Genomic DNA, 20,889 nt, shown 5'->3' with positions numbered 1-20,889 from the left:
CGGTCACCCGGTGGTCTCTGGTGCTGGAGTCCGCGGCGGGCCCGGCCGGCTGGCGGTCGCCGATACTGTGGGCTGATGCAGAATCGCGATCGTGAGTTCGACCTTGTGCTGTTCGGCGCGACGGGGTTTGCGGGCGCGCTGACCGCGCGCTATCTGGCCTCCGCGGCCCCGGCGGGTGCGCGAATTGCGTTGGCGGGCCGGTCTTTGGAGAAGCTGGCGAATCTCCGGGAGGGCTTGCCCGCGGCGGCGGGAGGCTGGGCGTTGATCCAGGCCGATGTGTCCGATCAGGATTCGCTCGATGCGCTGGCGGCTCGTACGCGGGTGGTGGTCACGACCGTGGGCCCGTTCGTGCGGTACGGGCTGCCGGTGGTGCAGGCGTGCGCGCGGGCCGGCACGGATTACGCCGATCTGACCGGGGAGCCGCTGTTCATCCGGGACTGCATCGACGGGTGCCATGATCAGGCTGTCGCGAGCGGTGCGCGGATCGTGAATTCCTGTGGCTACGACTCGATTCCGTCGGATCTGAGTGTGTACCAGCTGTACCGCCGATCGGTGATCGACAATGCCGGCGAACTCGGCGACACCACGTTGGTTGCCGCGCTCAAGGGCGGGGTGAGCGGCGGCACCATCGACACCGCGCGGGCCATGCTGGAGGAGATCGTCGCCGATCCGTCGAAGGGCCGGGTGCTGGCGCACCCGTATTCGCTGAGTCCGGACCGGGCGATGGACCCGGATGTCGGGCGGCAGACGGATCAGGCGCTCGAGCGGGCCTCGGGGATCGATGCGAGCCTGGACGGCTGGGTGGCGACGTTTCCGATGGCACAGCACAATACGAAGGTCGTGCGGCGCAGTAACGGGCTGTTGGGCTGGGTGTACGGGAAGAACTTCCGCTACCGCGAGGTGATGAGCGTCGGTGGTTCCCGGCTGGCGCCGGTGTTCGCGACGGGGGTTTCGGGTGGCGTGGTGGGCGTGATGGTGCTCGGCGCGTTGCTGTCGCGTTTTCCGGCGGGGCGGTGGCTGCTGGATCGGGTGCTTCCTGGGCCGGGTACCGGGCCGGGTGAATCCACCCGGCGCACGGGGTGGTTCACGATGAGGACGTTCGCCGAGACGAGTTCGGGCGCGAAGTACGTGTGCACCTTCGCCGCGCACGGTGATCCGGGCTACCAGGCCACCGCGGTCATGCTCGGCGAGGCGGCCCTGTGCCTGGCGTACGACGAGTTGCCGGAGATGGCGGGTGTGCTGACCCCGGCGTCGGCGATGGGCGACGTGCTCACTGAGCGGCTGCGCAAGGCGGCGGATATCACCATCGAAGTCACACGGGCTTGAAGCTGACCAGGATTCGCGGACCTGCGCCGGTCGGCTGACGAGTTCCGTCCACCGCTCAAGTGCGGACGCCGGGTCATGCCGTCGTCGCGCCTATCGCTTGTTGCCCCTTCGGATCACGGCCGGCGGCGGCGCAGTGTGCTCGATCCGGCGTGGCTGACACCCGGCGGTACGTTGCCAGTCCCACCGAGTATCTGGCCGCGGTGCGTCGGCGTCGGGGAGTACGGCGGTGGTGTTTTTCTGGTGGTCGTGCTTGTTCCGGCCGCCGGTCAGGGCCATGACGGCAGGGTGGATGGCCGCAGCGAGCGCGAGCGCGCCCCGGCGTCCTGGCGACCAGCCGAGTTCCTGTTGCACAAGTTCGGCGGCCGTTCGAGCGGCGGCGGCGGGAACAGGTACGCGCAGGACATCGTCGGTGAGCGTCGCCGGGGTGGGCAGCCGACGCGGTTTCCGGCACGGTTCGGCGACGACCAGCTGAATTCTGTATCGCGCTGCGGCGGAGGCGATTCCGGTGAGGACGGCGGGCTCGTCGATAGGGATGATCAGGACGTCGGCGGCGGGGGAGACGCTGCGGGATTCCTGAGCGAATGCTTCGGCGCCGAGGCACAGTACGGGGTCGTCCGGCGGGGGGACCATCGCGGGGCCGCGGTATCGGTCGGCGGCGGCGCGCGTGGCAGTCCAATCGCCGTCGATGACCTCGATGCCGAGTCCGGCGGCGGTGGCGCGGTGCATGACCGGGGTCGGGCAGGTCGCGGGAACGTACACGGTGACCGGTATGCCGGTGGTGGCGGCGGCGTATGCCCACCCGCGTACGGCGTGCGGCCCGGTGGCGGCGGTCACGACCGTTCGGGGCCGGTGGTGCAGCAGGTACCAGGTCGCGGCCCACGCGAACGGCTCTCCGGCGTCCTGGTCGCGGTTGCGTAGCAGGGTCACCATGTGGTCGACGTCGCGGGCGCTGGTCGGGTGAGGCGGCAGGTCGGTGCGGACCAAGCCCGGCATTATCGGGCGTAGGCGGTTGAAGGCCGTGAGCAACTCGGGAGGCCAGGGGATCTGGTAGTCCTTCGGCAGGGCGGGATCGCTCGGGCCGGATCGCGGGCCGGCCGGATCCGGGGACTTGGTTGTGTCGTCGGGCACCGAGGTCAGGTGCCCGAATGGGGTGGTCGGGGGTGTGGGGGGTCGGTTCGTCATGTCCTGTGTTTGCCGGTGGTGGGGTTGATGAGCTGGGACATCTGTCTGTTCGGCTTGGTCAGATCACGGGACGGCTCGGGTTGGGGTGCCGTATCTGAGCCCCCATGCGAGGGTCAGCTGTGTCCAGGCGGACAGCTGGTCGGCGGCGATGTCTTCCCAGGCCGTCCGGAAGGCGACAGCACCATCGGGCCAGCTCCGGGCCGGGTTCAGCTGCCGTGCCCAGGTCTGGAGAGGGAGGTCGGTGTAGGGGTAGAGATCGAAGCGGCCGGTGTAGTCGGCGACGGCAGTGCGGGCGGTCCACGGCCCGACCTGCGGTATTTCTTGCAGCGCGGTGATCAGCTCGTCGGCGGGGGCCTTGAGCCACTCCTCGCGGCGGTTCAGGTAGGCACGAGCAGCCGCACGCAGCCCCGGCGCGGGATACGCGGCCCCTGCCAGCTGGAACTGATCGTCGGTCATCGCGGAGATTCGCGTGGGGCTGGGGAACCCCGATGCGGTGACGCCGCGGCCGGTAACCGAGGTGCCGTGGGTGGTGCAGAACCGGACGTAGCGGGCGCGGGCGTGGCTCGGCTGGATCACCTGCCGCATGATCGCGGCCGTGAGCGCGTCCCATAAGCTCGGATTCGCCACGCGGGCAACGACTCCCATGTTCCTCAGCGGGCCTGTGAGGTCGTCGGGGCCGGTGAGGGCGCCCGGGTCGGTGTAGTCGACGCGTGCGCCGGCGCCGCCGAGGTCGATCACCATGTCGCGGCCGAGTCCGGTCGGCCGGGCGGTGATCAGGGCCGGGGTGGTGCCAGGGGCGACGGCGCGGTACATGTCACCGGTGTCGGACACCAGCCACCCGGGATGGTCGGTCATGAACAATGTGCGGTACCTCTCGAAAGTGGTTGGCGGTCAGAATTTTCCGGACTCACATCTCGGAACTGGTCACTACGGCACCCGCCGTGGTGTGGTGCACGCGGTGACGGCGGCGAGCACCACCGACGCGGCCGGCCGGAAGGCGTCGGTCGGCGAGGCTGCCCAGCAGCGAATCCCGACATGGCGGGCGATCGGCGACGGTAGCGCGATCGGCGTACCCGGCCGCGCCACGTGGACGGCTATGCGGAACATCGCGGCGTAGAGCGCGGTGTCGGCGGGGATGTCCGGCCGGACCAGCCATGTCCATCGTTGCGCGCGGGTGTTGGTGATGATCGGCCCGACGCCGATTCCGCGGTGGTGCATGTCGTTGTGGACTCGGTCCGCGAGTGCCGCCGGCATGACGATCGCGCCGAGGGTCTCGCTGGCGTCCACGCTGATCGCGTCCAGCTCCGGCCGGACGTAGGCGGCCAATCCGCAGACACTCCGATAGAACACCGTCCGGGACTCGAGCGTGTCCTCCCATGTGGGGAGGATCCGGGTGATTTCGGCGGTGGTCATGACTCGGCCCGCCCCGGTCTCTGCTCGCCCGGTAGCGCGCCGTCGGCCGTGAACTCCTCGAGGAATCTCCGGACGTGGCCGAGGGCGAGCCTCTTGCAGTGCTCCCGATCGCCGTCGGCTTCGGCCAGTACGTCGACGGCCTGGTTCAGGCCCTCCATGTAGGCGTCCTGGTCGTTTTGACTGGCGTTTTCGACGGCGCGGGCGAGCATTTGCGCGTACGCGGGCCCGTATTCGCGGGTCAGCTGCGCCAGCCACGCGGAGCCACGGGGCAGGGGAGCACCCTCGTTGGTCACGAAGGCGGTGACGCCGAGGTAGTGATCGGGCATGGGGACCTTTCGGTTCGGATCGGAATGCGAACGCGCGTTCGCGTCACGCGCAGAGGGTGTCGAACATCCAGGTGTTGACGGCCGAGTAATCGCAATCGGTACTGACCAGCAGGCGGCGACCGCTCCTGTCGCGAGTGAACCGGACGTCGCCGCCGATGCGTATGTACTCGTCGGCGAAAGTGACCGGCGTGCCGAGCGCGGCGGCGAGGGTGAGCACGTCGTGCAGGTGGCAGGCTGCGGGCTTGCCCCGGCTGAGCTGGAAGCTGAACCAGGAATCGAAGTTCGCCACGATCAACCTGGCCCAGGGCTCCGGGTTGGCCGCGAGTTCCCGGTACAGCCGATGATCGGCGGTGACGCACAGTTCGGGGACGCCGGTGTGCTCACTGAGCACCAGCCGGGCCCCGTCGAGCAGCCGCAGCACCAGGGCGGCGGCGCGGGGGTCGACGCGGAGATTGTGGGATGCCCTGGACGGGTCGCGATAGCGGGCGGGATCGAGCCAACCGCCCATCATCACCAGTTGGATCGAGTCGGCGAGGTCGGGCCGGGCGGTCAGCAGTGCGGCCAGATTCGACAGCGGGCCGCACCCGATCCAGACGACCGGGCCGGGATGGGCGTCGCAGAGGTCCGCGAGATGTCCGGTGGTGGCGAAGTCGGGTTGCGGGTCACTGGTGAGGCCGGTGAGGTGGTGATCGAGCACGAACCGGTCGCCGGCCAGGTCGACACCGGGCAGCACGGTGACATCGGTGCGGCCGAGCCGGCGGACAAACCGTCGTGACAGCATCGCGCGGCGGCCGCGGGTCTCGTCGGAGGTGACGATGACCAGTCGACCGGGGCCGATCAGGAATGCGGCCAGCGCGACCGCCACGGCGTCATCGACATCGTAGAAGATGTCCGTATCCAGGATGTACAGGTAATCGGTTGCGGCCCTACCGGATTCAGGCAGCAACGCCGCGTTTTCGATGGGTCCGGTCCGGGGCGGGAGAAGCAGGGTGGACATGGGCAGTCCTTGATCAGAGGTATGTGGTGGTGTCGGCCTTGGACAGCACGACAGCGACGGTCTCGTGCGGGCCGGGGGTGTAACCGCGGGCGGGATCGGCGCGGACGGCGGTCAGCGCCGCGAGCGCGAGCGCGCCTTCGGTGCCGACTCGATAGTCGCGGCGGTACAGCAGATTCCGGGCGGTCCCGATATCGCCGGCGGTCACATCGACGGTGATCGGCCATCCGCGGCCGGGCCCGCGACGGTCGCCGACCCGGCCGCCGATGGTGGCGACGACCAGGCGCACGCCCGGGTGCCCGGCGACGGCGGCGGTCGCTCCGGCGGTGAGGGTGGGGTCGGTGCCGGGGATGATGATGGTGGTCAGTGCGTCGATCCCGCTGACCAGCTCGGGCACGAGACTGCCTGCGCCAGTAGCGATCAACGGATCGGTGTAGTCAGGCACCTGCGCACCGGTCCGCCGGCGGTGGTCATCGCAGTACTCGGTGACCGTGTCCGGGCCGCCGGGCGCGATGATCACCTGCGACCTGTACTGCCGCAGCGCCGTACACAGCATCGTGTCGGCGGCGGACACCACCACTGCCGACGCGATCCCGGCCTTGCCCGCGGCCCACGCCCACGCGAGAACGTCGCTGGTCCGGCCCGGTAGCGCCGGGACCACGATCCCCGCCTGCGGCAGCGTCGCCCGGGAGACCAGCAGGTAGTTCAGGGCGGCTCGCACGCGGTGGCTGCCGGTGTATTGCAGGTGCTCGGCCACCAGCACCAGACGGCGGCAGCGCAGCGGCAACGCCGGTGTCGGCATCTCCAGATGCGGTGCGCGCCGGATGTGCCGGGCGATCCGATTCGAGGCCGGCACGATCTCCTCGGCCCATACATCCCGGGTCTCGGTGCCGGTCACCGGACCGGCTCCGCGGCGCGAAGGTCGATGAACTCGGCGGTGTCGCCGTGTCTCAGTTTCCGCGGCCAGAAGCCCAACGGGTCCAAAGTCCATACTGTCGCGTGCCGCCGTGCGGTATCCAGCCACTCGCCGAGATGCGGATCCGCAGGGATCACCAGCTCCGTGATCCCGCGTGCGGCCAGTTGCGGCAGCACCAACGCGAGATCCAGGCCCTGTTCCACCCGGAATCCGATCAGGTTGAGGGAGTGCCGGATCGCCATTGCCCGCATCCCGCTCACGTGGCAGGGGGCGTCCAGCCCGGACAGATCCAATCGACCCAGCCCGTACGCTTGCACGAGTCTGCGCGCCACCGTCATGGCGTCACCTGCGGCAGAACTGCGGTCCCGGTGCCGATTCCATCGGCATGGGGATCAGCGTCCGGGATCGGGAGATCGTGCCGGACTTCCACGGGCTCAAGTCCAAGCGCAGTGAGATATTCCGCGGCCGCGTCCAGCGTCATCGGCCCGATAGCGGCGATCGGCCGCCATACCGGCTCCGTACTGCCCTGCGGCCGGCTCGCCGTCACGATGATCCAGGCGTCGGCGTCAACACGGTCGGGATCGGCGGGGGCCAGAAAACGGGAAACTTCCTCAAGCAGGGCTTGGGTCTGCACAGGGTGCTTCTCCTTCAATCGACTGTCGGGACAAGGGTTTTGGTGGCCTGTGGAATCGGTCCAGGCCGCGAGGCCGGCGCGTACGCGCTCGATGAGGTCGGGGTCGCTGGCGTGCGTGACCGGCACGAGCGCAGCCGTGATCGGGGTAGTTCCGAGCGTGTGCCGGGGCAGCGGCGGTGTCGGGATGGTCATGGGGGTCTCGAACAGGGTGTGGCACGGCAGCAGCGGCATCCCGGCACGCACGGCGTAGTCCAGCTGTACGAGGGTGCGGCGGTGCCACTTCGCCATGCCGGCGAGGAACGCTCGAGCGGCGCCAGGCTCGGCGCGAAAGTGCAACGGCGGCAGGGCAGGGAACTGCACGGTCACGTGTAGCTGGTCGGTGTCGTCCATCTCGCCCGCCCGTGCTCACTCGTCGGTATCGGCTGAGATATAGGCGTGCGCAGCCCAATAACGCCGGCATCCGTGCTCGTCGTGCCGCCTCAGAGCCTCGTATGCCTCATCTGTGTCAGCGAAACCTGTTGGCTCCGTTGTGCATTCCTTGCTCAACGACGTATCCAGCATCAGCAACGCCACCTCCTCGGCCCGACCTGTCGAAGACCCCCTGGTCTGTTATGGGCCCGTCGCCGGGAAGCCAACGTGGGCTGATTAATTCCCGGCAATGTGCCCGGGTCGCATCATCACTCCGGCCGGAGCTGATGAGGGGGTACAAGGTGTACCCGTTCTGAAGAAATCTGGACAAGCCGGCCCGCGCGAGGCACGTGGCAGCGTCCAGGAACAGCGCCGTATGAGCTGCGGCATTGCGCTATCGCCCGACACGGGGAGTGCTCGCGCGGCCGGGCTTCTCCCGCAGGCTGGCGTGACGGTGCTGCGTGACGGTGGATCGGCCTCGTGATCGGCGCACGTCCGGCCGTCGACTCCACCCCCGCAGTGACGTTGCGGTGATTTCCCGTGGTAAAAGGCGTATTTCAGATGGTGACGACTGTCCCATGGATGCCGGGATCAGGGTAGGCGCCGACGCATGGAAGACGCTGTTGCAGCGGCGAGGCTGCGTCGGCTCGGTGATCCCGGCATCGCGGCGGAAAGCCGTGTGCCCGAATCAGCGTATCGTCTCGCGCTGTGGCTGGCCGGCGAAGAATTCGGCGATGATTGCGTTGTCTTCGTATGCGAGTGTTGTTGCGGCAGCGTCGGTTTCGCTGAACCATCCGAGGCGTTGGCCTTCGGTGAGTACGACATCATCGATGTCGATGTCGATGGGAGCGAAGAAGGTGTGTTCGCGGCCGTAGTGCAGATCGCGGGTGCGTACGTGCTCGATCCGGTCGGGGTCGAGTACGACGCCGATCTCCTCTTCGATCTCGCGCCGTACGCACTCAGCGGGTGTCTCGCCGTGTTCGAGCATCCCGCCCAGCAGGGACCACATTCCCGGATAGGGGATTTCGGGTTTGTCGTCGCGTAGGTACATCAGTACTTGGCGGCGGGGGTTGAGCAGGATGATCTGCGTGCCTTCTTTCACGGACACTGGTGGCCGTTTCCTTTCTTCAGCGCTGGTAGGCCGTGGCGATTTTGCGTACGGCCGTGGCGACGTCGCTGATGTCGGCGGCGGTCATCTTCGGGTACAGCGGCAGCGACACCAGGTGCGCCGAGGCGTCCCGGGCGGCGGGCAGCGCATCGGGGTCCATCCCGCGGCCCCGATGATAGGGCTGGAGGTGCAGGGAGATGAAGTGGACGCCGGTGCCGATGCCTTCGGCGCGCAGGGCCTCGATGAACCGGTCGCGGTCGATGACCAGCCGGTCGGGGTCGATCTTGATCACGTACAGGTGGTGGGTGTGGCGCAGGCCGGCTCGGCGTGTCGGCAGGCCGATGCCGGGAAGGTCTGCGAGCAGCCGATCGTAGAGGTCGGCGTGGCGGGTGCGGGTGGTGATGAACTCCTCGAGGCGCGGCAGCTGGTGCAGTCCGATCGCGGCGGCGAGGTCGGGCATGTTGTATTTGAAGCCCGGTTCGATCAGTTCCCAGTGGATCGGCCCGTCGGGGGCGTAGCGCCGCCAGGCGTCGCGGCTGATCCCGTGCAGTGCCAGCATCCGGGCCCGGTCGGCGAGTTCCGGGTCGTCGGTGACCAGGAGTCCGCCTTCGCCGGTGGTGAGGTTCTTGGTGGCGTAGAAGCTGAACGCGGCCATGGTTGCGGTCTGCCCGATCATCTTCTGTCCCCACCGGGCGCCGAAAGCGTGGGCGGCGTCCTCGATCATGATCAGGCCGTAGTCGGCGGCGAGGGTGGTGAGTGCGTCCATGTCGGCCGGCTGCCCGGCCATGTGGACCGGCATGATCGCGCGGGTGCGCTCGGTGATCGCGGCCTTGACCGCGGCCGGGTCGATGTTGAGGGTGTCCGGCTCGATGTCGGCGAACACTGTGGTCGCGCCGACGTGGTGGATCATGTTGGCGGTGGCCGGCCAGGTGATGGGCGTGGTGATCACCTCGTCGCCGGGGCCGATCCCGGCGGCCGCGAGCGCGAGGTGCAGTGCGCCGGTGCCGGAGTTGGTGGCGATGGCGTGGTCGACGCCGAGGTAGTCCGCGCACAGCGTTTCGAACCGTTTGGTGCGCGGCCCGGTGGTCAGCCAGCCCGACCGCAGCACGGCAAGCACCTCGTCTTCTTCTTCCTTACCGATCGTGGGCACCGCGAACGGCAAGGGCCGCGACCGCACCGGCGTCCCGCCGTCGATCGCGGGACGCCGCCGGATGTGCTCGATCATGGTCACGGTGTGATGGCGCGGGTCGTCGCGGTCGCCGGGGTTCATCGCTTCCAGCGCGGTGCGGACCTCCCGGATTCCGTCCGTGACCGTGTGGGCGGGAGCGAATCCGGTCAGTGTCGCGAACCGGGTTCCGTCGACTCGGTAGGAGCGTGCGTCGATGCGGTCGGTGCCCACGAGCACCGCGGCGGCGGGGAACTCGGCCGCGACCAGGGCGGCGAGTTCGCAGATCGCCAGGTTCTCCCCGACCACGTTGAACACCGCCCCGCCGGGCAACTGCGCATCGGGGATCTCCAAGCACGCCCGGTAGGCGGCCGCGGCGTCGGCGACGTGCAGGAACGGCCGCCATTGGCGGCCGTCGCCGTCGACGGTGACCCGGTGGCGGTCCATTGCGTGATGGGTCATCGTGTTGACCGCCAGGTCCAGCCGCATCCGCGGTGACGCCCCGAACAGCGTGGCCTTGCGTAGCGATATCGTCCGGAACGTCGCTGTTTCCAGGTCTTTCAACGCCTGTTCGGTGGCGGCTTTGGTGGCGGCGTAGACGGTCAGCGGCGCCAGCGGTGCGTCCTCGGTCAACGGCGCGGTGTCGTTGCTTCCGTAGACGCTGCACGAGGACGCATGGACGAACCTGTGTACTCCGGCCTCGCGGGCGGCCTGGGCCAACCGGATCGTCGCGTGCTGGTTCACCTCGACTGTCCACGCCGGATCGAGTTGCCCGGCAGGGTCGTTGCTGACGGCCGCCAATGCGATCACGGCATCCACACCCGTGAGCAGGTCGAGATCCATGGTGCGAACGTCGGCACGGTGAACCGTCAGGCCGGGATGAGCGGCGAGGGTGTCACCGAACCAGAAGGTATCCACGGCTTCGACGGCGTGCCCGTGGGCGAGCAGTTGCGGCACCAGCACCGCACCGAGATAGCCGCCGGCTCCCGTGACCAGGATTTTGTCCATCGTGTTCACCTTTCACTCCGAAACGGGTAGAGAGGGGCGAGAAGTCCGGTTCAGGGCGCGTGCGTCGGGCACGGCGTGGCCCGCGTCGACCAGCACCCGCAACGCGGCCCGCTTGCGCGGGCACGCTCGGTCCGGGCACTTCCGGTGCTGCTGCATGACCAGATGTGCCGCAGCGACGGTGAACGCGATCTCCGGGGCTTCGTGTGTCCAGATCAACGGCCAGACCGCCACGCGGCCACCGTGTTTCGCCGGTTCCGGCGGCTCGGCGGCCAATCGCCGGGCGATGTCGGCGACACTCGGCCCCGACAGTGGGCGTGCGCGTGGCCCCCGTTGCCGAATCACCATGCCCGCCACCTCGATCACAGTCGCCGGTCCGAACTTCCGATTCGAGTGGACGACGTGAAACACCTTGTGAGCCATGTGTTCACATGAGCTGTCACAACCGCGCACGCATCGGGCCCGGGTGCGCTACCGTGAGCGATACCATCCCAGTTGCCGCAGCGAGGAGGGGCCGATGACCGGCCCGGCTGTACCGCAATCCCTGGGCGGCACGCTGCGCCTTCTCCGCAAGGCGCAGAACCTGACTCAGGATTTCGTCGCGCGCCGGTGTGACGTCGACCGGTCCTACGTCGCGCACGCCGAGGCGGGGCGGCAGTCGCCGCCCCGGAAGTTCTGGGCGGCGGCCGATGATGCCGTCGGCGCGGGCGGGGCTCTGCTGGCCGCCTACGACGCCGGCGTCGACCAACGCGGCAACACCAGCGGACTAGGGTTGGTCCGGATCGGGCATACCGTGCCGATGATCGACCTGGCCTCCCTGCTGGACCCCGACTTGGAGAGGTGGATGCACGTGAACCGACGAGAACTGATCCGAGTACTCGGGCTTGCCGGAACGCTGCCCGCCACCGCCCTGCTCGCCGGCCTCGAGCAACAACGCCGACTCGTCACCGGCCGCGCGGTCGACGCCGCCGCGATCGACCACATCGAATCCGTCCTGAACGCCGTCGCCGAGCAGTACGAGGCATTCGGCCCCCGAGCCGTCCTCGAAGTCCGCCAGAGCCAAGCCACACTCGTGGACGCGCTTTTGCCCGACTGCCCCGCCCACCTGCTGCCGCGCCTGCTGACCGTGCGGGCGTCGCTGGCGCGGGTGCTCGGCTGGATGGCCTATGACGCAGGGGATTTGGCGGTCGCGGGCCACCATTACGAGCTGGCCCGCCGCGCCGCCGACGAAGCCGACAACCCCTCGATGACGGCACTGGTGCTGTGCAACATGTCGATTGCCGCGACCCGCGGCGGGCACCCCGGCATCGGTGTCGACCACGCCATGGCCGCCCGCTACTGGGCCGTCCGGGCTGCGGATCAGCATTTGAGCGCCTACGCCCACGATATGGCCGCTGAAGCTCACGCTGAACTCGGACAAGCCCGCGAATGCCGATCAGCGCTGGAGCAGGCCCGCGAGATCATCTCCACCGCAGCGGATTCCACCCTGCCCGGCTACGTCTACGACGCTGCCCTCAGCGCCGGTTTCGCGGCGGAATGCCTCACCAAACTCGGTGACCCCGCCCCAGCGGTAGACGCGGCGCACCGATGCGTCACCATGATCAACCCCGCGTACGCGCTGTCGCGCGGCTTCGCTGATGTCGGCCTCGGCACGGCGTTGTGCCTGGCCGGCGAAGCCGATGAAGCCGCCGCGGTCGTCGCCCGCGCGGCCACGACCGCAGTCGGTTACGGCTCCGCGCGTTTGGCCGGCGAGGTCGCCACCGCCCGTGATTCGATCGCCGCCCATGCCCCCGGATCGGCGGCGTTGCGGGAACTCGACACCATCTTGACCAGTCACAACCTGGGCTGAGCACATCGAATATCGGCCGTTCCACTCCGCGAAGTGTGAGCGTTGTCCTCCCGCTGCGGCGGCTAGGTCGCACAGCGGCGTCCGGCTGCGGCCGGTCAGGTTCCCGCTGCGGACAACAACGGGTACACCGTGTACCCGGTCGCGGGGATTTCCGCGGGTACCCTCCGGGTAGAACCCATTCTTGCGACGGCAGGAACCCTCATGGACGACTATGATCCCCAGCCCGGCGAGCACATCGGCGACAACATTCGCCGGCTGCGTGGAAAAGCTCTGACCCGTCAGGAACTCGCCGAAAAGGCCGAGGTCAGCATTGATCTGCTGAAACTGCTCGAGAACCACATCCGCAATTCCACCTCCCTGACCACGCTCCGCAAGCTCGCGGCGGCGCTGGACTGCGACGTGAGCGACATCGTGGGCAAGCGCAGCGGTCTGCCGAACGCTACCGGGGAGACTGCCGGAGTGATGGCGATCCGCCGGGCCCTCAGCCCGGTGGACGACTACGCCGGCACCGCCGGGGAACACCCTCCGGTCCAGATCGGGGATGCGCGGCGGACCGTCACCTATGCATGGGGGAGCTATTGGGCGGGCCGTTACGAGAAGCTGGCCCAGGTTCTCCCCGCCGGCATCGCGGATCTGCGGGCCACCCAGCACGCCGCCCAGGGCGCGGATGTCGCTGTGGCGTCGGAGTTGTACGCCCGCATCCTGTGGGCCACCGCGTGCACCCTCGTGCATCTGGGCCACACCGATACGGCGTGGACGGCGATCCGGGATGCCCACGCGGCCGCGCGACTGGGCAACGATCCGCTGTTGGAGGCGACGTTGCGCGGGTCGATCGGCTGGCAACTGCTGGTGCAGGGGCGCACCGACGAATCCCGGGCCGTGGTCCTCAACGCCGCCAAGGACGTGGAACCGGTCGGCGACGTTCCCGCCGCGCACCTGGCGGTGTACGGGTCACTGCTGCTACAGGCCGCTACCGCCTCCGGACGTGAGCAGAAGGTCTCTCTCGCAATGGATCTCGCGGACGAAGCACAGTCGGTCGCCACCCGCTTGCCCGGCGACACCAGGGACTACGAGGTGAATTTCGGGCCGAGCCAGGTTGCGATGCAGCGGACCGATATTCTCGTCTCCTCCGAGTTGTATCCTGAGGCCCTGGCCGCGGCGAAACTGATGCCGCTCGCCGGCACCGGGCTCGAGACGGTCTCCCAGGCCAGGCATCTACTCGATCGGGCCGCGGCGCTGACCCGCATGGGCAGGTACGACGACGCCTACCAGCTGGTCGCTACCGCCGAGAAGGTGGGTGGTGAGCAGTGGGCGCGGCACCAGTCGTTGTTTCGGTCGGTGGTTGCCGAGCTACTCGACAACGACCGGACGAACGGGCTCCGCGAACTTGCGAGTCGCATCGGCGTCCGTGGCTGAGGGCGTGAAATGCGTAGTGTCGCAGTCGGACAGCTCTACGACCCGCACCGGCGGCACTGGGCCCCGGTTCCGATAGTCCGGATCACGCACGCCGGAATCCACCTCGCGCTCATGATCGCAAGCCCGACCGACGCCGAGGTGGAGGCAGTGCGATCCGGGGTGCCACGGTTCGCCTGGATCGACGCCGAAAATGTCGCGCTGCTGGCATGGTCGTTCGACCCCGGTATCCCATGGAACGATGCCCCCTACAGCCCGCACCTGGAACAAGCCGGCGACGTGCCGGGCATCGGAACCAGCGCCCGGCACCCCGCCGTGGTGACCGTCGTCCTGGTCGACGCGGACACGGGGCTGGTACGCGCGGTGCGCCACACCACCTGGCCGTGCGAATTCACAGCAGTCGTCGCCGAATCCGTCACTCGCATGGCCGCGGCCGCGCCGGACATGAACGCGATGGACTCGGCGATGGCCGAGTTGTACATCGCCTACCCGGACACTGCCGAACTCGTCGCGATGAAGGCAAACGCGACCTGCACCGGCGGCCAGCTGATCGCATGAGCTGATCGGTCTGACTATCCGCCACGCCGCCGGTGCGCTTCGGATCAGGCATCTCACCGGTACTCTCGCCGCCTCGAACGGATCCGCGACTATCGGCGGCAGCTCCGTGAGTCGTTCGGCACGCCCGCTGTGGAGGTAGCGGTGAGCGGCGTCCGGTGACGTTCCGTGACGTGTGGTGACGTGTGGTGACGTTCCGTGACGTTCGGAGAGGGTCCGGGAGGTGCCCAGATGGGCAGCGGTCTGGTTAGACTGGGTGCGGGAACACTGAGGAACGGTGAGGCCCGGATCCCGCTGATACAGGACCCGGGCCTGCCTAGCCGGTATCCAACTACCGGCCGCCGTGCACGGTGATCCAGAACAGGTAGAGCGCCCTCAGAAGGCTCACCATCGAGGCCGCCGCGGACATCATTGCCGCGGCGGCTCTCATGTTCTTCACGCCATGCAGGTGGCGCCAGATTCGATTCAAAGCACCGACCTCCAATCGCGGCCAGCCGCACCCGATTTCGGGATACGAACCAACTGACCGCGGAAGGAACTCGGGGCCTGTGCCTCGGGATCCGTTGCCACCTACAGGCATCCTACGGCCCCGGCGACGACGGCCCCACTTTTCTGAGGTGTCATGACACCTCAATTCGTTTGACATGACCGTGACTTTGTGCGTCTGTCGATATGCCGCTGCCGCGCTGACTGGTCACAGCCCGATGCCTTTGGTGGCGTTGTCGGCCCATCTGTCCACGATGCGCAGGTACTTGTAGAGTTCGGCGCTGGTGGGGTTCCAACCGCCTTGGTCGGCAATGGTTTTCACGTCGTGGCCGGCTTTGCGGGCCTCGGTCGCCAGTCCGGCGCGCAAGCTGTGGCCGGTGCGGTAGGGGACTCCTTCGGCTTGGCCAGCGCGGCGGGTGACCACCTCGCCGCACGCCCGCGGTGACATCCGCGCGGTGCTGAGGTTGCCGTGCCGGTCGATGGGCCGGAACAGCGGTCCGTCCGTGAGGCCGGCGGTGTCGATCCATTTCCGGACGGCTCGGACCGGGCAGGTTCCGGGGTTGGTGCCGCGGTCGACGGCGGCTTCGCGTGCTCCGGTCTTGCCGTAGCGGATGGTGACGGCCAGGCCCTCGTCATGCTCGGCGACATCGGTGACGTCCAGGGCCGCCAGATTCGAGCGGCGCGCGGCGATGGCGAAGCCCAGCAGGACGATTGCGCGGTCGCGGTGCCCGGCGAGGTTCGGTGGCATCGCTGCGCAGATCCGCCGGAGATCCGGCACGGTCGCCGCTGGTGCCTGCCCTCGGCCGCGTGGGGTGTTGGTCTCGGCCAGCTCGCGGCGGTAGTTCGTGAGGGTCTGCCGTGCGGCGCCGATCGTCTGTTTCGGCACCTCGATGCCGTAGCGCTGGCGCAGGGTCATGATGACGCCGTAGAGCCGCCGTTCGGCGGTGGCGGGGGCCAGCGCGGCGCGTTCGTGCCAGGCTATGAAAGCGACGAACGCGCCCACGTTGGTGATGGTCGGCGGGACCGGTGTCCCGTGCGGATCTTCCTCGGCGAGAGTCGAATTCAGGTCCTCGAGGAATCGCAGCCACGCGCGCCAGTCGGCGGCGTATGCCTGCTCGGTGTTCCGGATCGGTCGGGCGTACTCGGCGGCTGCGGCATCGAGTACGGCCAGCCGATCGGTCAACGCGAGATCCGCCGGCCGGTGCGCCGGGGCCGGAACGATATCGGTCACGGGCGGATCATAGACACGAGCACCGACGAAAACCCGGCTCCTCCATCGGGTTCCGGTGGTGCGCCTAGATGTCCAGCGCCCATTCCGGCGGCCACGGTGTGAGGAAGATGTATGCCTCGTCGCTGTGGTGTGCCCAGTTCTCGGCGCACTCGGCGCATACGGTGACGGCGTGTTCGCAGTGACCGGGCTCGGCGACGGCCACTTCGACGGTTCGCGGGTCGAGCTGGACCCATTCGTCTGATCCGGCCGGGCGGTACTCGCCGCGGTCGCACAGGACCGTCAGTGTTCGCGGGGTGAAGCAGTCGCCTGCGATCGTGTCGAGTTCCCCGTCCGGCCATTGCACCATGTACAACCCTTCGCCGGCGGTGGACAGCACATCGGCGATCCAGCCGTACGACGGCTTGCCGGGAGCACTGACCTGGGTTCCGGTGTCGTGATCGTTGTTCTGCACGGGAATACCTCCTGGCCTCTTCGATTGTGACCGCCTTCGCGCAGCCGCGGTGGGTGTCGCTGATCTTGAACAGAGCCGGGCGGGGAGGCCTCGGCGGCGGTATGCCGATGCCTCCGCACCCGGCGGGCCGTTGGTGATGATGGCGGCCGAGCCTGGCGCTCTGGAGCGGCGGGGAGCGGGCGTGCGTACGCTCTGGCGGTGACCTCTGATTCTGCCGACGGCGCGGTCCCGGAGCTCGAACAGGCGACTACCTTCACGGCCATGATCGCGGGCGTTCCGGTGCTGATTGTGTTGCCGCGGTTCCGGTCTGTGCATATCGCGCCTGATGGTGGGCTGGTGTCGGCGGATGGCTGGACGTCGAAGGTTTGCGAGCACGGCGCGCGGCCGATGGTGGATCTCGAGTTCGTCGGTGGACCGGAGCCGGGTTGGCGGGTCGCTCTTGATGCCGGCGCGGCCGGTGTGCGGGTCACCGGTCCGGCCGGGCTGGGTGAGATGTTCGCGGGCGAGTTGGTGTGTGAGCCTGACTGGTGGCGCCAGGTCGAGCTGGATCACCGCGCCGGGCTGGGCCTGGTGGTGGTGACCGGGACAGCGCGCACAGATCCGGATGCAGCGTTGGAGATGATGGAAGCCGGGCGCGCTGTCTGGGTCCGTGCGCGAACCACTTTCGGCTGAAAGTGGTTGCGGGCGTTGTCTATTACCGCTGGCCCGCTCGATGACGCTGGATGACTTCCTGTAGCTCGGTCTCGGCTTCGGCGAGTAGGCCGGCAGCCTGGGTGATCTTCTGCAACGCGATGGTGCGGGCGTCGTCGGCGCCCTCGATCGGGCTCGTGGGCGGCTCCCAGTCGCGATTCAGCCATTCCAGCCCTTCGGCCATCCCGCCGGTGCGGGCGTCGCGCAGGCTGGCGGCGGCGTTCATGAAACAGCTGTCCTGGGACGGCCGGTAGGTCATGTGCTGGGCCCCTGTTCTAGGTCACAGATCGCGGCAGCGTCATCGTCGCGGGCACGGTCCACGTATATGTCCTCTTTGTTCGAAATATCTTGCGGCGGAAGACTGTTGCCTTGGTCCGATGCGGGGTGGTCTCGGCTGGTTCGGTTCGATTGCCGATCTGGGAACAGTTCGAAGGTGGCGCCGTCGGTGACAATGGCTGCGATTGCCTCCAGCCGTCGCCGTGCTTCTTCGGCTGTTACCTTCTGCGCGATCCTCTGAGCCGGGCCGGTTGTGTGGTCGTCGGAGACCCCGAGCAAGAACGTGACCCTGACCTCGAGTACGGCGGCCAGGGCGACAAGGTCATCGACATCGATGCGGCGTAGCCCCTTTTCGAGCCTCGCCAACGAGGAGAGGTCGATGGGGTGGCCGTAGTCGGTGAGCAGGGTCGATACGTCGTTGAGCGTCAGTTCCGCGGCCTGGCGACAATCCCGTACGCGCTGCGCCGCTTTCATGCCGGCGGCCCCGACCGGGACGGCCCGAGTCCGTTCGCGTTCTTCGGCGGTGCTGGTCATTCGAGTCCCTGCGCGGCCTTGAGGCGCTCGTCGAACACGGCGATGGTGTCGGTGGTGAGGCGGCCGACGGGTCCGGACAGCCATGGCCGGTAGACGGTGGTCACGCGGTCCGCGCGGATCCATCCTTGGATGGGGTCGGCGTCGGTGAGCGCGACGGCGACCAGGCGGTCGGGGTCGTAGCGCTCGACGGGGGCGACCATGACCCAGTTCTCTCCCGGTCCGAGCAGGTAGCCGGGGGTGATGATGATGCGGTACGGGGTGCGTTCGTCGTCTTCGCGGCCGGGTCGTTCTCGGTCGAAGGTGTAGATGTCGCCGTGGTTCATCTCAGGCGGCGTGTCCGCCTCGGTGTTCCTCGGCCGCGTGGGCAGCCTGGTCGAGTGCGGCTTGTTCCTCGGCGCGGGCGAGGTCGCCGGCGTCGTCGCGGTGGCGGGGCCGGTTGGCGTCTTCCCACAGGGCGCCGATGCGCGCGACGCGCACGACGTAGGGGGAGAGCCTCGCGCCGTCGCGGGCAGCGGCGGCCCGGAAAAGTGCCAAGTCGTTGTCCGGGATTTCTATAGTCAATTTCGCCATACTTCTGACCATACTCTGAGCCTGGTTTTTGGGAGGGTCTTGTGCCCTCGCGCGGGTATGGTTTTCCGCCACTAGGGGCGCTATGGCTGGCCGCCGACAAGGATCGTTATAGGTGGTCAGCCATAGGGGCAATAGTGCCCATATCGGCCTCAGAGCCGCCGACCGGTTCTTCCGGCTCCCGCTCGCACCGGTGTGGCTATCGTGACGGGCATGGCATCGCCTGGACCCGAACCGGTGGTCGGTCCCGCACTAGTCGCGCTGGCCACACCGACGGCGATCCGTGACGCCTTGGTGGGGTCGGAGCGGGCGGAGTTCGAGCGTCGCTACCGGGAGGAGATGACCGCGGCGGCCGAATCGCTGAACCTCACCGGCGTGCTGGCGGTCCTCGCCGAATTCGGCGAGATCGCCGACCTCACTCGCCGCCAGGGCGCGGCGGCCCACGAGCGGATGCTCGCGGTGGTGGCCGACCTGCGGCAGGGCAGACCGGTCCCGACTGTCGGCGCCGCCGAGGCCCGTGCCGCGATCGCTGCCCGTCTGGCCCGATAACCCGCTTGTACTCCTATGAGCAGACCGCGCATTCCAGGGTACCGCCGCCCGGGATCCTGACCGCCGCTGAGGGCGGGGCGGAATGTCATGTTGGGTGCGGCCGGGTGCGCGACGGGATCCGGTCGGCGCCGGCCCGCTCGATGAGTCAGCATGGAGCGCAGCGGAATTCCGATTCCGGGTTTTCCGGACGGGGCCGAGATCTGTTGGCCGCGGCGAGGTGGTGGGCCTCCGCGCGTGGTGAGTCGGAGGAGTGGCCGGATCCGCTCGGCGCTGGCCCGCCCGGATGGGCACAGCATGGAGCGCAGCGGAATTCCGATTCCGGGTTTTCCGGATTTCTGCTCGGTCTGCGGTGGTGCCTCGGGCGGTGGATGCCCCGGCACCTGCCACCGTGGGGGGCGGCAGGTGCCGGGGCAGGCACCGGTGGCTAGACCGTGAATGCGAGTTGTTCGGTGTCGTCGGCGATGTCGGCGTAGCGGTGTGCGGCGGCGGCGCGTTCGGCGCGTTCGGCCTCGAGTTCGCTGATGCGCGCGGTCAGTTGCGCCGCGCCTTGTTCCTGCTGTCGGCGCAGGTTGCGGGCTTCGATGGCGGCGGCCGCGCGGTGCAGGGCGGGTAGATCGTCGCGGGTCATGTAGTGGCAGAGAATCGCGCGGATGACGGCGGCGGTGCGTTCTCTGGTGCGGGCTGGCACCTCCGCGTCGTGGTGCGGCCCGAGAGTGCGGCGGCAATGGACGTTGCGGGCGGTGATCTGCTCGACGGTGGCGGCGTCGAATCCGCCGCTTCCGCCGACCAGGTCTATTCCGTTGATGACCGGGCGGTCGGGGCGGCGGAACCGGTAGTCGTACGACCTGGTTCCGTCGTGCTCGCCGTAGTCGATGGTGAGCATGTGGACGTGGTCGCTCTCGGTGGGAAACTGGGGAACGACGGTGAATGTCCCGCTGACGCGTGGCCCGGTGACGGTGTAGAAACTGCGGCCGGTGGTGTAGTCGGTGCGGATGCGGGCGTGTGCGTCGGCGTATTTGCCCAGGTCGAGCCGCACCCGCGCCGGATCGGCCGGGGCGGCGGGCTCCGGGGCCGGCTCGGGGCGCGGCTCGGGCCGGTAGGTCGGGCGCTGGTCGGCGGGCAGGGTCGCGATAGCGGCGAGTGCCTGGGCGAGTTCGTCCACGGTGGGGATGTCGCTGGTCGTGACGGTGCGGGTGGCGTGGTCGACGGCGGGAGCGGCGCCGGTGATGATCTGGTATCCGACGCGCTCGAGTTGCGCAGTGAGCGAGTCGCGCAACGCTGCGACCGGATCGGCGACCGGCTCAACGATGAGGGGTTCGCCCTCGAAGTCTTCGATGCCGATCGTTTGGGAGATATCGAATACCGGCACCATACGGAATCGGGTACGCGCGGCGCCCTCGCCGTCGCTGTTGTCCTGGTGTTCGGGCCCGTGCTCGGGTTCGGGGGCCTCGGTGATCGCGTCATCCGCGCTGGTGGTCGCCTGCTCGCGTCCCTTGGGGGCGACGATGCGGAGTCCGGTTTCGCCCTTGCGGATGCTGCGGCCGCGCAAGTTCCAGTCTTTGACGCTGCCGACATCGGTGAGGGTCATACCGCGGGCGGCGGCCTGCCGGTCCAGCAGCGCATGATTGCGCAGCGAGTAGCGGCAGACCATGGACGGTGCGGGGAGGGTAGCCAGGCGGGCGACCAGTGCGGCGACGGCGGCGGGGTCGGCCAACAGGGCTTGGCCCTCCGCGTTGATCGCGTTGTCTGCCGCGTCGCGGGCGGCGCGTTCTTCGGGGCTGTAGGGGCGGCGGCGGCGAGTTGCCATGGTG

General features: G+C 68.6%; 24 protein-coding genes. 6 read left to right on the top strand and 18 right to left on the bottom strand.

The genetic code is table 11. The features are described from left to right. Positions 1 to 75: 75 nt before the first annotated feature. Positions 76 to 1,326 (top strand): saccharopine dehydrogenase family protein, encoded by a 1,251-nt coding sequence (locus tag LBW94_RS43170; protein ID WP_225061344.1) that lies wholly within the window; start codon positions 76 to 78, stop codon positions 1,324 to 1,326. 90 nt (positions 1,327 to 1,416) lie between these two features. Here LBW94_RS43170 and LBW94_RS43165 read toward each other — a convergent pair whose 3' ends face one another. From LBW94_RS43165 to LBW94_RS43115, 11 genes are all read right to left on the bottom strand, one after another. Next, on the bottom strand, positions 1,417 to 2,508 hold the full coding sequence (locus LBW94_RS43165; protein WP_225061343.1) for a pyridoxal-phosphate dependent enzyme: 1,092 nt from the start codon (positions 2,506 to 2,508) through the stop codon (positions 1,417 to 1,419). 63 nt (positions 2,509 to 2,571) lie between these two features. Beyond that, positions 2,572 to 3,363 (bottom strand): hypothetical protein, encoded by a 792-nt coding sequence (locus LBW94_RS43160; protein WP_225061342.1) that lies wholly within the window; start codon positions 3,361 to 3,363, stop codon positions 2,572 to 2,574. A gap of 72 nt (positions 3,364 to 3,435) precedes the next feature. Continuing rightward, positions 3,436 to 3,921, bottom strand: a complete 486-nt coding sequence (locus LBW94_RS43155; protein ID WP_225061341.1) for a DNA-directed RNA polymerase subunit beta — start codon at positions 3,919 to 3,921, stop codon at positions 3,436 to 3,438. Further along, a complete protein-coding gene (locus tag LBW94_RS43150) occupies positions 3,918 to 4,247 on the bottom strand; it encodes a hypothetical protein (RefSeq protein WP_225061340.1) in 330 nt (109 codons plus the stop codon). The genes LBW94_RS43155 and LBW94_RS43150 overlap by 4 nt, the downstream gene beginning before the upstream one ends. Before the next feature lie 43 nt (positions 4,248 to 4,290). Continuing rightward, positions 4,291 to 5,244 (bottom strand): nucleoside hydrolase, encoded by a 954-nt coding sequence (locus LBW94_RS43145; protein WP_225061339.1) that lies wholly within the window; start codon positions 5,242 to 5,244, stop codon positions 4,291 to 4,293. 13 nt (positions 5,245 to 5,257) lie between these two features. Next, positions 5,258 to 6,139: a pyridoxal-phosphate dependent enzyme gene (locus LBW94_RS43140; RefSeq protein WP_266273540.1), complete on the bottom strand. Its 882-nt coding sequence runs from the start codon at positions 6,137 to 6,139 to the stop codon at positions 5,258 to 5,260. Then, the gene (locus LBW94_RS43135) at positions 6,136 to 6,495 is read right to left on the bottom strand and encodes a hypothetical protein (RefSeq protein ID WP_225061338.1); all 360 of its coding nucleotides are present in this window, start codon (positions 6,493 to 6,495) and stop codon (positions 6,136 to 6,138) included. The genes LBW94_RS43140 and LBW94_RS43135 overlap by 4 nt, the downstream gene beginning before the upstream one ends. Continuing rightward, complete coding sequence (locus LBW94_RS43130; protein ID WP_225061337.1) at positions 6,492 to 7,181, bottom strand: hypothetical protein; 690 nt, start codon at positions 7,179 to 7,181, stop codon at positions 6,492 to 6,494. The genes LBW94_RS43135 and LBW94_RS43130 overlap by 4 nt, the downstream gene beginning before the upstream one ends. 706 nt (positions 7,182 to 7,887) lie before the next feature. Next, the gene (locus LBW94_RS43125) at positions 7,888 to 8,307 is read right to left on the bottom strand and encodes an NUDIX hydrolase (RefSeq protein ID WP_225061336.1); all 420 of its coding nucleotides are present in this window, start codon (positions 8,305 to 8,307) and stop codon (positions 7,888 to 7,890) included. Between the two features lie 19 nt (positions 8,308 to 8,326). Then, positions 8,327 to 10,480, bottom strand: a complete 2,154-nt coding sequence (locus LBW94_RS43120) for an aminotransferase class I/II-fold pyridoxal phosphate-dependent enzyme (RefSeq protein ID WP_225061335.1) — start codon at positions 10,478 to 10,480, stop codon at positions 8,327 to 8,329. 12 nt (positions 10,481 to 10,492) lie between these two features. After that, positions 10,493 to 10,825 (bottom strand): hypothetical protein, encoded by a 333-nt coding sequence (locus tag LBW94_RS43115; RefSeq protein WP_225061334.1) that lies wholly within the window; start codon positions 10,823 to 10,825, stop codon positions 10,493 to 10,495. A 169-nt stretch (positions 10,826 to 10,994) separates the two neighbouring features. Here LBW94_RS43115 and LBW94_RS43110 point away from each other — a divergent pair, with 169 nt between their 5' ends. The 3 genes from LBW94_RS43110 (at position 10,995) to LBW94_RS43100 (ending at position 14,297) form a co-directional block, all read left to right on the top strand. Then, positions 10,995 to 12,326: a helix-turn-helix domain-containing protein gene (locus LBW94_RS43110; RefSeq protein WP_225061333.1), complete on the top strand. Its 1,332-nt coding sequence runs from the start codon at positions 10,995 to 10,997 to the stop codon at positions 12,324 to 12,326. Positions 12,327 to 12,527: 201 nt separating this feature from the next. After that, positions 12,528 to 13,742, top strand: coding sequence for a helix-turn-helix domain-containing protein (locus LBW94_RS43105; RefSeq protein ID WP_225061332.1), 1,215 nt, complete (start codon positions 12,528 to 12,530; stop codon positions 13,740 to 13,742). 9 nt (positions 13,743 to 13,751) lie between these two features. Then, on the top strand, positions 13,752 to 14,297 hold the full coding sequence (locus LBW94_RS43100; RefSeq protein WP_225061331.1) for a hypothetical protein: 546 nt from the start codon (positions 13,752 to 13,754) through the stop codon (positions 14,295 to 14,297). A 691-nt stretch (positions 14,298 to 14,988) separates the two neighbouring features. On the opposite strand, the gene LBW94_RS43095 is transcribed toward LBW94_RS43100, so the two are convergent. Both LBW94_RS43095 and LBW94_RS43090 read right to left on the bottom strand, forming a co-directional pair. Continuing rightward, entirely contained in the window at positions 14,989 to 16,011 is a 1,023-nt protein-coding gene (locus LBW94_RS43095; protein WP_225061330.1) for a site-specific integrase, read from the bottom strand. A 64-nt stretch (positions 16,012 to 16,075) separates the two neighbouring features. Beyond that, complete coding sequence (locus LBW94_RS43090; protein WP_225061329.1) at positions 16,076 to 16,462, bottom strand: hypothetical protein; 387 nt, start codon at positions 16,460 to 16,462, stop codon at positions 16,076 to 16,078. A gap of 261 nt (positions 16,463 to 16,723) precedes the next feature. On the opposite strand from LBW94_RS43090, the gene LBW94_RS43085 reads away from it, so the two are divergent. Then, on the top strand, positions 16,724 to 17,134 hold the full coding sequence (locus LBW94_RS43085; protein ID WP_225061328.1) for a hypothetical protein: 411 nt from the start codon (positions 16,724 to 16,726) through the stop codon (positions 17,132 to 17,134). 22 nt (positions 17,135 to 17,156) lie between these two features. Here the strand turns inward: LBW94_RS43085 and LBW94_RS43080 are convergent, their stop codons facing one another. Genes LBW94_RS43080 through LBW94_RS43065 form a run of 4 tightly spaced genes read right to left on the bottom strand, consistent with a single transcriptional unit; the run spans position 17,157 to position 18,532 of the window. Then, entirely contained in the window at positions 17,157 to 17,411 is a 255-nt protein-coding gene (locus LBW94_RS43080; protein ID WP_225061327.1) for a hypothetical protein, read from the bottom strand. Then, entirely contained in the window at positions 17,408 to 17,962 is a 555-nt protein-coding gene (locus LBW94_RS43075) for a helix-turn-helix domain-containing protein (protein ID WP_225061326.1), read from the bottom strand. The genes LBW94_RS43080 and LBW94_RS43075 overlap by 4 nt, the downstream gene beginning before the upstream one ends. After that, a complete protein-coding gene (locus tag LBW94_RS43070; protein ID WP_225061325.1) occupies positions 17,959 to 18,285 on the bottom strand; it encodes a type II toxin-antitoxin system PemK/MazF family toxin in 327 nt (108 codons plus the stop codon). The genes LBW94_RS43075 and LBW94_RS43070 overlap by 4 nt, the downstream gene beginning before the upstream one ends. A 1-nt stretch (position 18,286) precedes the next feature. Further along, a complete protein-coding gene (locus LBW94_RS43065; RefSeq protein ID WP_225061324.1) occupies positions 18,287 to 18,532 on the bottom strand; it encodes a hypothetical protein in 246 nt (81 codons plus the stop codon). A 210-nt stretch (positions 18,533 to 18,742) separates the two neighbouring features. Here LBW94_RS43065 and LBW94_RS43060 point away from each other — a divergent pair, with 210 nt between their 5' ends. Further along, entirely contained in the window at positions 18,743 to 19,078 is a 336-nt protein-coding gene (locus LBW94_RS43060) for a DUF6247 family protein (RefSeq protein WP_225061323.1), read from the top strand. 424 nt (positions 19,079 to 19,502) lie between these two features. Here the strand turns inward: LBW94_RS43060 and LBW94_RS43055 are convergent, their stop codons facing one another. Continuing rightward, positions 19,503 to 20,885: an ArdC-like ssDNA-binding domain-containing protein gene (locus tag LBW94_RS43055; protein ID WP_225061322.1), complete on the bottom strand. Its 1,383-nt coding sequence runs from the start codon at positions 20,883 to 20,885 to the stop codon at positions 19,503 to 19,505. Positions 20,886 to 20,889 lie beyond the last annotated feature (4 nt).

The sequence above is a fragment of the Nocardia sp. alder85J genome (genome assembly GCF_020176955.2).
Lineage (GTDB): Bacteria > Actinomycetota > Actinomycetes > Mycobacteriales > Mycobacteriaceae > Nocardia.
Note: the sequence above shows the minus strand (reverse complement) of the source record. Positions and strands in the feature narration are given on the sequence as shown.

Coding starts and splice junctions, on each gene's coding strand:
- LBW94_RS43170 (WP_225061344.1), top strand. CDS start 76: ATGCAGAATCGCGATCGTGAGTTCGACCTTGTGCTGTTCGGCGCGACG.
- LBW94_RS43165 (WP_225061343.1), bottom strand. CDS start 2,508: ATGACGAACCGACCCCCCACACCCCCGACCACCCCATTCGGGCACCTG.
- LBW94_RS43160 (WP_225061342.1), bottom strand. CDS start 3,363: ATGACCGACCATCCCGGGTGGCTGGTGTCCGACACCGGTGACATGTAC.
- LBW94_RS43155 (WP_225061341.1), bottom strand. CDS start 3,921: ATGACCACCGCCGAAATCACCCGGATCCTCCCCACATGGGAGGACACG.
- LBW94_RS43150 (WP_225061340.1), bottom strand. CDS start 4,247: ATGCCCGATCACTACCTCGGCGTCACCGCCTTCGTGACCAACGAGGGT.
- LBW94_RS43145 (WP_225061339.1), bottom strand. CDS start 5,244: ATGTCCACCCTGCTTCTCCCGCCCCGGACCGGACCCATCGAAAACGCG.
- LBW94_RS43135 (WP_225061338.1), bottom strand. CDS start 6,495: ATGACGGTGGCGCGCAGACTCGTGCAAGCGTACGGGCTGGGTCGATTG.
- LBW94_RS43130 (WP_225061337.1), bottom strand. CDS start 7,181: ATGGACGACACCGACCAGCTACACGTGACCGTGCAGTTCCCTGCCCTG.
- LBW94_RS43120 (WP_225061335.1), bottom strand. CDS start 10,480: ATGGACAAAATCCTGGTCACGGGAGCCGGCGGCTATCTCGGTGCGGTG.
- LBW94_RS43115 (WP_225061334.1), bottom strand. CDS start 10,825: ATGGTGATTCGGCAACGGGGGCCACGCGCACGCCCACTGTCGGGGCCG.
- LBW94_RS43110 (WP_225061333.1), top strand. CDS start 10,995: ATGACCGGCCCGGCTGTACCGCAATCCCTGGGCGGCACGCTGCGCCTT.
- LBW94_RS43105 (WP_225061332.1), top strand. CDS start 12,528: ATGGACGACTATGATCCCCAGCCCGGCGAGCACATCGGCGACAACATT.
- LBW94_RS43100 (WP_225061331.1), top strand. CDS start 13,752: ATGCGTAGTGTCGCAGTCGGACAGCTCTACGACCCGCACCGGCGGCAC.
- LBW94_RS43085 (WP_225061328.1), top strand. CDS start 16,724: ATGATCGCGGGCGTTCCGGTGCTGATTGTGTTGCCGCGGTTCCGGTCT.
- LBW94_RS43080 (WP_225061327.1), bottom strand. CDS start 17,411: ATGACCTACCGGCCGTCCCAGGACAGCTGTTTCATGAACGCCGCCGCC.
- LBW94_RS43075 (WP_225061326.1), bottom strand. CDS start 17,962: ATGACCAGCACCGCCGAAGAACGCGAACGGACTCGGGCCGTCCCGGTC.
- LBW94_RS43070 (WP_225061325.1), bottom strand. CDS start 18,285: ATGAACCACGGCGACATCTACACCTTCGACCGAGAACGACCCGGCCGC.
- LBW94_RS43065 (WP_225061324.1), bottom strand. CDS start 18,532: ATGGCGAAATTGACTATAGAAATCCCGGACAACGACTTGGCACTTTTC.
- LBW94_RS43060 (WP_225061323.1), top strand. CDS start 18,743: ATGGCATCGCCTGGACCCGAACCGGTGGTCGGTCCCGCACTAGTCGCG.
- LBW94_RS43055 (WP_225061322.1), bottom strand. CDS start 20,885: ATGGCAACTCGCCGCCGCCGCCCCTACAGCCCCGAAGAACGCGCCGCC.